The sequence below is a fragment of the Zobellella denitrificans genome, from assembly GCF_002407485.1.
GTDB classification, from domain to species: Bacteria; Pseudomonadota; Gammaproteobacteria; order Enterobacterales; family Aeromonadaceae; genus Oceanimonas; species Oceanimonas denitrificans.
Map to the genome: position 1 here is coordinate 2,147,597 of NZ_CP012621.1, position 10,479 is coordinate 2,158,075.

Sequence of the window (10,479 nt, forward strand, 5' to 3'; positions counted from 1 at the left end):
GCCGCCCTTTGACGCTCTTCAGGCAAGTTTAGCCATAAACCGGCTATTCGCGCCGCAGCCTGAACTGCAGAAAATGGGTGGAGCAGGAAATGCAGGGGTCGTAGTTGCGGATCAGCCGCTCGCAGAACAGTTTGAGCTCCTGATCGCTGTGGTGCAGGCCAAAGCGGGTGACCGAAGCCCTGAGATCCTGCTCGATACGGGCCTGATTCTGACTGGTGGGCGGAATGATGGAGCAGGACAGCACCCGGCCCTGCTCATCCAGCCGGTAATAATGATAAATCATGCCCCTCGGCGCCTCGGTACAGAAACAGCATTCTCCCGCGGTAGGAGTGACCGGCAGGCTGGCATCGCCGTTGGGGCATGGCTGCGCCAGCAATCGGTCGGCCTCGAACAGAGCCCAGTATATTTCCAGTGCCCGGGCTCGAATGCTGGTAAACATGTTGCGGCTGGGAAACGCAAAGCCGCATTCCCGGGCCAGGGCGCGCACCTCGGCAGGCAGCCGCTCAAAACTGTTGTTCATCCGCGCCAGCGGGCCGACCAGGTAATCCTGGCCATCGAGCAGGGAATAGAGCGCGGTGGAATGAGGCTCCTGATGCTCGGCAAAATGTCGGGGGTAGTCGGAATAATCCAGGCTCAGGCCATGGCTGCTGGTGATACGGCCACCATTGATGGCATAACCGTCGGGCTCGGTGAGGCTGACCCAGATAAAGTCGTGGCTGTAATCGGGCAACGTCAGCTCCGCGGTCCAGCGCACCAGTGCCTCGGCGGCGGGCAGCGCCTGCTTCACCAGCCCACGCACTTCATGCCAGCGTTCGTGATCCGGCAGACGGCCAAAGCCCCCCACCTGCAACCCCACCGGGTGTACGGAGCGACCGCCCAGCAGCGCCATCAGGGCATTGCCGGCTTCCTGCAGCAACATGCCCCGTTTCAGCACCTCGGGGAACACCTTGGCCATGTCGAGGGCATGATCAAACCCGAGAAAGTCGGGTGCCGCCAGAAAGTGAATATGCAGGGCATGGCTTTGCACCCACTCTCCCAGATTCATCAGCAGTCTCAGTTGCGCCAGCGGCGGGGGCAGCGCTATGCCGAACAACCGCTCCATCGCCTGAATGGAAGTGAGCTGGTAGGCCATGGGGCAGATGCCGCAGATGCGGGCGTTGAGATCCGGCACCTCCTGATAGCCCCGCCCTTCCAGAAACTTTTCAAACAACCGGGGCGGCTCGAAAATGGCCAGATGCAACCGGTCGATGCGGTCGCCTCTGGCGTTCAGCTCCAGGCTGCCTTCCCCTTCCAGCCGGGTTACAAAGGGCACCTTGAGAGCGATGCGACGCCTGGCCTTTTTCTTCATTCGTCGAGCTCCCGCACATCGATGCGCTGCCAGCGCCGGTACTGCTCGCGAAACGGCGGACTGTGGCTGTGAATGGCGGCAAACCGCCGGGCAATGTCGTCGGGCAGCAGCCCCAGGCCGGCGAAGCGGTTGGCCAGGCTGTCGCCGTTGGGCTGCTCGGACGGACCAAAACAGCCATAGCAGGCCCGGCCAAAGGCGGGACAGAGGGCACCACAGCCGGTGCGCACCACCGGTCCCAGACAGGGGGCGCCCCTGGTGACCATGACGCACACCTGCTGACGGCGCTTGCACTCCATGCACAGCTTTTCAGCCTCGGGCCGGGGCCACACGCCCAGGCGCAACTGACGCAGAAAATGGCGCATCTGCTCCACGGTAATGGGACAGCCCCAGAGTTCAAAGTCCACCTGGATGTGCTCGGCTACCCCGGTGGACGTGGCCAGGGTGGCGATAAAGTCCGGCCGGGCATAAACGGCCGCTTTCCAGCCCGGGCCATCCGCCAGATTGCGCAGGGCCTGAATGCCGCCGCTGGTGGCACAGGCGCCCATGGTCACCACCAGCCTGCTGTTGCGGCGAAGGGTTCGGGCGCGTTCGAGATCGTCCGGCGTGGACACACTGCCCTCGACCAAGGCCACATCCACGGTTTTGTCGGGCCCGGTTATGCCCGCCTCGATGAAGTGCACAAACTCCACTTCCTCCAATAAATCCAGCAGCGCCGGTCCCTGATTGAGCAAGGCCAGCTGGCAGCCGGAGCAGGAGGTCAGCTTGTGCACCGCCAGGGTCAGCTTGGCCGTCATACGCCCTCCCTGCCCAGCCAGGGCTTGACCTGCGGATAATGAAATACCGGACCGTCCTTGCAGACAAAATACGGCCCCAGCTGACAATGACCACACAGGCCCCGGCCGCACTGAAAATTGCGTTCAAGGCTCATGTAAACCGCCTCGTCCGCCACTTTTAAGCGCGCCAGCTGTTTAAGGGCCGCCAGCATCATGATCTCGGGCCCGCACATCATGACCGCACAGTGATCAGCATCAAACTCCGCCAGCGCCAGCAATTCGGTCACCAGCCCCAGCCGCCAGTGATGCCGGTGCCGGTGTTCCTCGCTGGCGGCCAGCAATACCTGGCATTCGCCCAGGGCTTGCCAGCGCCGGTACTGCGTCTGCCACAGCAGATCGGCATGGTGCTTGACCCCTTGCAGGATCACGATGCGACCGTATTGATCCCGGTTGGCCACCGCATGGTGAATGGCCGCCACCACCGGGGCACAGCCCAGCCCGGCGGTAATAAACACCAGGTCCCGCCCCCGCAGCTGCGCCAGTGGCCAGCCCCGGCCAAAGGGGCCGCGCAGGCCCAGCTGCTGGCCGACCTCCAGCGCCACCAGCGGCCGCGTGACCCGGCCCACGGCGCGAATGGTGTGCTGCAACAGCCCCTGATGCCAGCCCATGATGGAAATGGCCACCTCACCGGCTCCAAACAGGTAAAGCATGTTGAACTGGCCGTAATCGAAGTCGAACGGTGAGTGCGTGTCCAGCGCCAGACTCAGGGTATGTACTCCCGGCACCTCCATGGTTTTGGCCGCCAGGGTGGCGACCATGGGCACCCCGTCAGCCATGGTCGCCCTCCTGTGATGGCTCCTCCAGCAGGGCCTGACTCTCTTCCACCAGATCGATGGCCACCGGACACCAGGCAATGCAGCGACCGCAGCCGACACAGCCACTGCGGCCGAATTGCTGCTGCCAGGTGGCCAGCTTGTGCACCAGCCATTGCCGGTAGCGGTGGCGGAGTTCATGGCGGATCACCTTGCCGGTGATGTAACTGTGCTGCTCGCTGAAACAGGAGTCCCAGCGCTGCACCTGCTCGGCCTGCCGATGGCGGATGTCGCCTTCGGTGTCCTGTTTCGAGCAAAAACAGGTAGGGCAGACCGAGGTGCAGTTGCCGCAGGCCAGGCAGCGTTCGGCCACCTGCTGCCAGCGCGGGTGGTCGAGCCGGTCCACCAGCTGCGCCAGTTCGGCTTCGCCGGGCATGACTCGCTGTTGCCGGCGGGCTGCCACCAGCGCGGTTTCCGCCTCGCTCAGTTGCTTATTCTTCGCCTTGTTCAGCGGCAATTGAGCCGTAATGGTGTCGCCCTTGTCGCTGCCGGTCTGCAACAGGTAGCCCTCTGCCAGCTCGTCGAGCAGAATATCAAAACCGAAACGGGCCTCGGGGCCGTCGCCGGTCGACACACAAAAGCAGGTGTCGGCACTGCGGCCGCAGTTCACCGCCACGATAAAGAGGTGCTCGCGCTGAGCCCGGTAAAAGGCATCGGCATAAGGCCCTTTGATAAAATGCTGATCCTGAATGCGCAGTGCCGCCAGATCGCAACCCCGCAGGCCGATAAACGCGAGCAGCCTGGGCTTTGGCTCCACGGCGCGAAAACGCAGGCCATCGTCGGTGTGCTCGGCTCGCCAAAGGGGTTGCTCAGGTAAAAACAGCCAGGGTTTGAGGCCCTGCGGGCCGGTGTTCCAGGCAAAGGCACGCTCGCCGGCGGTGCGCTGCAGGCGGTAGCTGCCCGCGTCGGCCTGTTCCTGCCAGCCCCAGGGAAGTTGATCGACATGTGCCAGCGGCGCGAACACAATGGCGTCGTCCTTCACTTGCGGGCCAATCACCTCATAACCGGCCTGCACCAGCGCGTGATGCAGCCGGTGCAGGTGCTTTCGCGGCAGAAAACGCCGGCTCATGGCCGCGTGCTCAACAGCCAGTCGTACCAGGCATTCAGCCCCTCGCCGCTCTGGGCCGACAGCACCAGGATCTGAACATGAGGATTAAGCCGGCGCAGGGCGCTTTTTATGCTGTCGAGATCCACCTTCAGATAAGGCAGCAGATCGGCCTTGTTGATAATAACCAGCCCGCAGCCGGCAAACAGATGGGGATATTTTTCCGGTTTGTCGTCGCCGTCGGTCACCGCCATCATGGCGACGCGGTGCTGCTCGCCCAGATCGAACAGCGCCGGACACACCAGGTTGCCGACGTTTTCAACCAGCACCAGCGCGCCGTCCGGCGCCGCCAGGGTGGCCAGCCCCGCCTGTATCATGTGCGCGTCCAGATGACAGCCGGTGCCGGTGTTGATCTGCACCACCCGGCCGCCACAGGCCTGAATGCGCCGCGCATCGTTCTGGGTGTGCTGATCCCCTTCCAGCACCGCCATCGGCGGCCAGCCGGCCTGTCTGGAGGCATGGGCAAAGGTGGCTTCCAGCAGCCGGGTCTTGCCGGCGCCCGGGGTGCCCATCAGGTTGATGCAGGTAATACCATGGGCGGTCAGCCAGTCGCGGTTTTGCCGGGCCAGTTCGTCGTTGCCGGCCAGCAGCGCCTGCTGTAATCGCAGGCTGTCACCTTCATGGTGAAGGTGACGATGGATTTCGCTGCCCGGTGTCGACAACCGGGCCTTGTCGCCGGAACATCCGCAGTGACCACACATCAGCCGAATCCTATTTCCGTTAACAGCAGTTGCCTTCCTGACGTCAAAGTATAGTCGTGGCTGCTGCAGGGACAGGCGTCCCCCGGCTTGTCCGGGGTGAAATGCCGGCCGCAGTGCCGGCATTCGGCCCGGGCCGGCACCACCTGGATGACCAGCTCGGCACCGCTTAACCCGGCCTCTTTCTTGACCATGTCAAAACAGAACTGCAGCCGCTCACCATCCACGCAGCTCATGGCGCCCACCTCGACGGTAATGCGGCAGATCTCCCGGTGTTGATAAGGCTTGAGCCGGGTCAGCAGGGCCCGCACCACCGAGAGCTCATGCATGCTCAGCAGATCCGTGGCAATTGCAGGCCATGAGGCACCTCCAGCAGCCGCGCGCCACCGTAGGGACCGAGCAGGCTGAGCCGTCCCGGCGACGCCGGCGCCCTTACCTCGCCGATAATGCGGGCATGGCGGCCCAGGGGGTGAGCATGCCACAACGCCAGGGCCTGCCCGGCCTGCTCGGGGGCGATCACCATGGCGGCCAGCCCTTCATTGGCCAGCAGCAGCGGCTCCAGCCCCAGCAGTTCGCACAACGCCCGGGTCTGCGGGCGAATGGGCAGATCCTGCTCGGTCAGCCGAATCTCCACCGACGACGCCTCGGCCATTTCGTTCAGCACCCCTCCCAGGCCGCCGCGGGTGGCGTCGCGCAGGCAGCGTACGCCCGCGCATTGCGCCAGCACCGGCTGGATCAGCGTGTGCAGGGCGGCACAGTCGCTGGCAAGCTTCCCCTCCAGTCCCAGCTCTTCCCGGGCCAGCATGATGGCGGCGCCGTGATCCCCTACATGACCGTTGATCAGCACTTTGTCGCCGGGCCGGGCCGCGGCAACGGACAGGGCCAGCCCCGCCGGGATCACGCCCACGCCGGTGGTGTTGATAAAGAGTTTGTCGGCCATGCCCCGTTCCACCACCTTGGTATCCCCGGTGACGATGGTAACCCCGGCCTGGCGGGCGGCCTCGGCCATGGAGCCGACCAGGCGTTGCAGCAGCGCCAGCGGCAGTCCTTCCTCGATGATAAAGGCGGCACTCAGATAAAGCGGCACGGCCCCGCCCACGGCCAGATCGTTCAAGGTGCCACACACCGCCAGCTTGCCGATGTCGCCCCCGGGAAATTCCAGCGGGCTGACCACAAAGCTGTCGGTGGTCAGCGCCAGCCGGTCCCCCCGGGCCTGCAGGCCGGCCAATGGCAAGCGGGCCTGATCCTCCTTTTGCAGCAAGGGCATGTCGCCAAAGGCGGACAGAAACAGGCCGTCGATCAACCCATGCATGGCCCCGCCCCCGGCCCCGTGAGCCAGGGTGATGGTCTTTTCGGTGCTAGTCACGGCGGGCCTCCTCGGGGTGGTCTTGCTCGGGCCGGTACTGGTAGTAGGCGGCACAGGCGCCCTCGCTCGATACCATCAGGGCTCCCTCCGGGTGCTCGGGGGTGCACCGGCGGCGAAACAGCGGGCACTGATCCGGCTTGATCCGGCCGGTGAGCACGCCATGGCACCAGGCGGGATCATCGGCGGCCTTGCCCGGCCCGGCCACAGCCGACAGCCCGGTCGCATCCAGATGCCGGTATGGTGCGCGTATCCGCACCCCCGAGCCCGGCACCCGGCCAAGGCCGCGCCAGTGGCCGTCAACGCCCGATTCAAACGCCTGCTCGATTGCTTGCAGGGCGGCCGGATTGCCTGTGTCCGCCACCACCCGGGCATAGGCGTTTTCGATGTCACAACGCCCCTGATCCAGCTGCAACACCAGCTGATACAGGGCCTGCAGAAAGTCCACCGGCTCAAAGCCGGCAATCACCAGCGGCTTATGGTACTGCCGAGCAATGGGGGCATACACCCGGCTGCCGATCACCATGCTGACATGCCCCGGCCCCACAAAGCCATCCAGCTTCACCTCGCCCGCCTCAAGCAGGCCGGTCAGGGTCGGCATCAGCCGAATGTGGTGACAGAGAAAACGCAGGTTACCGATGCCGGCACGGTCGGCGGCCAGAATCGAATGGGCGGTGCCCGGCATGGTGGTATCGAAACCGATGGCAAAAAACACCACCTGTTTGCGGGGATGTGCCTTTGCCAGCGCCAGGGCGTCATAGGGAGAATAAAGCACCCTCACCCCGGCGCCCTCGGCTTTGGCCTGCAGCAAACTGCCCCGGCTGCCCGGCACCCGCAGCGGATCACCAAAGCTTGCCAGGATCACATTGGGCTGCCGGGCCAGAGCGACCGCCTGATCCACCGCCGCCACCGGCAGCACGCACACCGGGCAGCCGGGGCCGTGAATAAACTCGATGGTGTCGGGGATGAGCTGGTGCAGCCCGAAACGAAAAATGGCATGGGTATGGCCGCCACACACTTCCATGATCTGCAACGGCCGGCCAAGGCACGCCGCCACCCGCCCGGCCACCGGGGTCATGGCGGCCAGCAGGGCCCGTACCCGGTCGGCATCACGAAAGTCTGTGTTAAGGCTCATCACATTCCCTCTGCTCAATTTGCGCCAGCAAGGCCAGGGTGCGGTCGGCTTCCTGCTGGTCAATCAGCGCCATGGCAAAACCCACGTGCAGCAACACCCACTTCCCCACCAGCGTCGAGAGTGCTCGCCCATCGGCAGCCAGCAGCGCGATATTGATTTGCCGGCGTACCCCGGCGGTCTCTGCCAGCGCCAGGCCGGCGTCGACATCCACAATGCTCACGATTCGGGCCGGTATTCCCAGGCACATAAACACCCCCTTCCCCTCGGCGCAGGTCGAAACAACCTGCTCGCGCCGGCTAAAGCGGCGCCTTCCCCCTGCTCCTGCCCCGGGCAAGGGCGATGGCGGCCTGACCCAGGGCAATGCCCCCGTCGTTGCTGGGCACCCGGCTTTGGGTCAGTACCGTCAGCCCCATCGCTTCCAGCGCCTCAATCAGGGCCGCCAGCAGCAGGCGGTTTTGCATCACACCACCGCTCAGGGCCACGACGTCAAAGCGCGCTTGGCGTTGCAACTGCTGCACCATTCGGCACAGCCCACTCACTAAACTTAGGTGAAAATTGGCCGCCAGCACCGCTTCGCTTGCTCCCGCCAGCAGGGCATTGATCATCATGGGCCACATCGGGGCCGGGTCCAGTTGCCAGAGTCCGCCTTCGCGGCTTACCCGAACGTCATAACAGGCGCTGGCCTGCGCCCTGCCGGCCAGGCTTTCAAGCTTCATGGCCGCCTCCCCTTCAAAACTCTGCTCGGCAGGCGCCACGCCCAGCAGTGCCGCCACCGCATCGAACAATCGCCCCGCCGATGAGGTCAGCGGAAAACGCGGCGCCATGGCCAGCAACGTCTCGGCCTCATCCCTGAACAGTAACGGACAGCGGGATTGCAGCTCCGGCCATAAAGAAAACGATACCCGCTGGGCCAGCAGGTTGCGCCAGGGCTGGCGGCTGGCCTGATCGCCCCCCAGCAAAGGGAAAGGCCGCAGCCGCCCCAGCCGGTGGTAAGCGGCATAATCGGCCAGCATGAACTCCCCGCCCCACAGGCTGCCGTCATCGCCAAGGCCCAGGCCGTCGAGCACCACGCCCAGCACCGGCTCATTTGGCCCATGGCTGTTTTCCACCAGGCAGGACACCAGATGGGCATGATGATGCTGCACCCGGTACAACGGCAGTCCGCGCTCCCTTGCCAGGCGCACGCCCAGCCGGGTGGCGGCATAGTCGGCATGCAAATCGACGGCAATGGCCCGGGGCCTTATGCCCAGCAGCGCCGGCAGACGTTCCACCTCCTGCCCTAACGCATCCAGACAGGCCGGACTGGCCAGATCGCCCATGTGGGCAGACAGCACTGCCCGGCCTGAACCGGCCAGGCAGCAACTGTTTTTCAAATCCGCGCCCAACGCCAGCACGGTGCCGTTCAGCCCGGCAGGCAGGGGGATGGGCTCCGGGACAAAACCCCGGGCCCGGCGGATCAGCCTGGGCCGGCCGGCCACCACGGCCAGCACCGAATCATCGCAGCGGTTCACTATGGGTCGGTCATGCAGCAGAAACGCATCGGCCAGTGGGGCCAGCGCCGACAGGGCCTGCCGGTTACCGGTACAGATGGGCTCGCCCCCGGCATTGCCCGAGGTCATCACCAGCGGACCGTCCAGCTCGTTCAGCAACAGCCAGTGCAGCGGCGAGCTCGCCACCATCACACCGAGGTGCGCCAGCCCCGGCGCCAGCGCGTCGGTCGCCATGCCCGCCAGCCGCGGTCGCAGCCGCGCCCTGGGCAACAGCACAATGGGCGCCGCCGGGCTGCTCAGTTGCGCCTGCTCGGCGTCATTCAGTTCAAACCAGGCGTCCACTTGCGCCAGATCCCGCATCATGACCGCAAAGGGCTTGGCGGGTCTGTGCTTGCGCTCGCGCAATAACCCAATGGCCGTTGCCGAGCCGGCATCGCAGGCCAGCTGAAACCCGCCAATGCCCTTGAGCGCCAGCACTCGACCCTGCTTCAGCCAGGTGGCACATTGCGCCAGCAGGCTCGCCGCGGCCCCCCGGATATGCTGCCCTTCGGCACCTTGCAGCCACAAATGCGGACCGCAAACGGCACAGGCCACGGGCTCGGCATGAAAGCGCCGGTTGCCGGGATCGCCATACTCTTCATCACAGGCAGTGCACAGGGCAAACTCCGCCATGGCGGTATGGGCCCTGTCCCAGGGCAGGGCCCGCACAATGGAATAGCGGGGGCCACAATTCGTGCAGTTGATAAAGGGGTAACCATGGCGCCGGTCAGTGGCGTCGTTCAGCTCCGCCAGACACGCCGGACAAGGCGCCAGATCCGGCGGGATCCGGGCGCCCTGTCCCTTCGTCTGGCTGTTCACCACCTCAAACACACGGGGAGCGGACACCCAGTCAAAGGGCTCGGTATCGATACGCTCAATGCGGGCATGAGGCGGGCACTCGGCCCGCAACCGCCGGCAAAACGCCGCCACCGTGGGCTCATCGGCGGCCAGCCGGATTTGCACTCCGGTGCCGATATTGCCGACCTCCCCCACCAGACCGAGCCCGGTGGCCAGCCGGTAAACAAAGGGGCGAAAGCCCACCCCCTGCACACACCCGGTAATGTGCAGGCGGTAACCCGCCAGCGCTTTGCTCACCAGGCCGGGCGGCATCAGCTCTTCCGTTACATAGCCATGCAGGCGCCAGCACAATGCCGGCAGGGCACAAGCCAGCTCATGGCTGAGCTCGAGGGTACAGGGCGTAAAACGGTGCCCGCCAATCACCATCAGATCGACAACCGGGGCCGGTGATACCAGTTGCGGCACCAGCGCCAGCAGCCCCTTGATGCCGCCGCCATGTTCAGCCCCATCACTGCCCGCCAGCGCGTCCGCCGTCACATTGCGCAAAAGATTAATGCCGCCCGCACGCCCGGCGGTCAAAAAAGTGTCCACCAGTATCACGCGCCGGCAGTGGCGAAACAGCGGCAGCAGACTCACTCCCCCCGTGCCCCCGTCCACCAGCTCGACCCCGTCGGGCCAGGAAAAGCGCCGGCACAGAGCCAGCGCGCGCAGACCGGCGGCATCGTCGCCCCGCAGAGGGTTCCCCAGAAACACAATCCGTACCCCGGCCGTCGCCTTCATTGCCGTCCTTCTTCGATGCCTGGTCTTTCAACTATGGCTCACCCACTAAAAACGGGCGCTGCGGCGCCCGTTTTTAGT

10 protein-coding genes are annotated in these 10,479 nt (G+C 65.1%); all 10 read right to left on the reverse strand.

Going from position 1 to position 10,479, the window contains the following annotated elements; genetic code table 11:
• Positions 1-43: 43 nt before the first annotated feature.
• Genes AN401_RS10190 through hypF form a run of 10 tightly spaced genes read right to left on the reverse strand, consistent with a single transcriptional unit; the run spans position 44 to position 10,401 of the window.
• A complete protein-coding gene (locus AN401_RS10190) occupies positions 44-1,348 on the reverse strand; it encodes a Ni/Fe hydrogenase subunit alpha (protein ID WP_094038101.1) in 1,305 nt (434 codons plus the stop codon).
• Complete coding sequence (locus AN401_RS10195) at positions 1,345-2,142, reverse strand: NADH-quinone oxidoreductase subunit B family protein (protein WP_096779264.1); 798 nt, start codon at positions 2,140-2,142, stop codon at positions 1,345-1,347. The genes AN401_RS10190 and AN401_RS10195 overlap by 4 nt, the downstream gene beginning before the upstream one ends.
• Entirely contained in the window at positions 2,139-2,957 is an 819-nt protein-coding gene (locus AN401_RS10200; protein ID WP_096779265.1) for an FAD/NAD(P)-binding protein, read from the reverse strand. The genes AN401_RS10195 and AN401_RS10200 overlap by 4 nt, the downstream gene beginning before the upstream one ends.
• Positions 2,950-4,062, reverse strand: coding sequence for a 4Fe-4S dicluster domain-containing protein (locus AN401_RS10205; RefSeq protein WP_096779266.1), 1,113 nt, complete (start codon positions 4,060-4,062; stop codon positions 2,950-2,952). The genes AN401_RS10200 and AN401_RS10205 overlap by 8 nt, the downstream gene beginning before the upstream one ends.
• The gene (hypB, locus tag AN401_RS10210) at positions 4,059-4,799 is read right to left on the reverse strand and encodes a hydrogenase nickel incorporation protein HypB (protein WP_096779267.1); all 741 of its coding nucleotides are present in this window, start codon (positions 4,797-4,799) and stop codon (positions 4,059-4,061) included. The genes AN401_RS10205 and hypB overlap by 4 nt, the downstream gene beginning before the upstream one ends.
• Positions 4,799-5,125 (reverse strand): hydrogenase maturation nickel metallochaperone HypA/HybF, encoded by a 327-nt coding sequence (locus AN401_RS10215; protein ID WP_096779268.1) that lies wholly within the window; start codon positions 5,123-5,125, stop codon positions 4,799-4,801. Before AN401_RS10215 ends, hypB begins: the two co-directional genes overlap by 1 nt.
• 2 nt (positions 5,126-5,127) lie before the next feature.
• Complete coding sequence (hypE, locus tag AN401_RS10220; RefSeq protein ID WP_096779269.1) at positions 5,128-6,162, reverse strand: hydrogenase expression/formation protein HypE; 1,035 nt, start codon at positions 6,160-6,162, stop codon at positions 5,128-5,130.
• Positions 6,155-7,294: a hydrogenase formation protein HypD gene (hypD, locus tag AN401_RS10225; protein ID WP_096779270.1), complete on the reverse strand. Its 1,140-nt coding sequence runs from the start codon at positions 7,292-7,294 to the stop codon at positions 6,155-6,157. Before hypD ends, hypE begins: the two co-directional genes overlap by 8 nt.
• The gene (locus tag AN401_RS10230) at positions 7,284-7,541 is read right to left on the reverse strand and encodes a HypC/HybG/HupF family hydrogenase formation chaperone (RefSeq protein ID WP_096779271.1); all 258 of its coding nucleotides are present in this window, start codon (positions 7,539-7,541) and stop codon (positions 7,284-7,286) included. Before AN401_RS10230 ends, hypD begins: the two co-directional genes overlap by 11 nt.
• 49 nt (positions 7,542-7,590) lie before the next feature.
• Positions 7,591-10,401 carry a carbamoyltransferase HypF gene (gene hypF, locus AN401_RS10235; protein WP_096779272.1) on the reverse strand — a complete coding sequence of 937 codons (2,811 nt, stop codon included), beginning with the start codon at positions 10,399-10,401 and terminating at the stop codon, positions 7,591-7,593.
• Positions 10,402-10,479 lie beyond the last annotated feature (78 nt).

Coding starts and splice junctions, on each gene's coding strand:
- AN401_RS10190 (WP_094038101.1), bottom strand. CDS start 1,348: ATGAAGAAAAAGGCCAGGCGTCGCATCGCTCTCAAGGTGCCCTTTGTA.
- AN401_RS10195 (WP_096779264.1), bottom strand. CDS start 2,142: ATGACGGCCAAGCTGACCCTGGCGGTGCACAAGCTGACCTCCTGCTCC.
- AN401_RS10200 (WP_096779265.1), bottom strand. CDS start 2,957: ATGGCTGACGGGGTGCCCATGGTCGCCACCCTGGCGGCCAAAACCATG.
- AN401_RS10205 (WP_096779266.1), bottom strand. CDS start 4,062: ATGAGCCGGCGTTTTCTGCCGCGAAAGCACCTGCACCGGCTGCATCAC.
- hypB (WP_096779267.1), bottom strand. CDS start 4,799: ATGTGTGGTCACTGCGGATGTTCCGGCGACAAGGCCCGGTTGTCGACA.
- AN401_RS10215 (WP_096779268.1), bottom strand. CDS start 5,125: ATGCATGAGCTCTCGGTGGTGCGGGCCCTGCTGACCCGGCTCAAGCCT.
- hypD (WP_096779270.1), bottom strand. CDS start 7,294: ATGAGCCTTAACACAGACTTTCGTGATGCCGACCGGGTACGGGCCCTG.
- AN401_RS10230 (WP_096779271.1), bottom strand. CDS start 7,541: ATGTGCCTGGGAATACCGGCCCGAATCGTGAGCATTGTGGATGTCGAC.
- hypF (WP_096779272.1), bottom strand. CDS start 10,401: ATGAAGGCGACGGCCGGGGTACGGATTGTGTTTCTGGGGAACCCTCTG.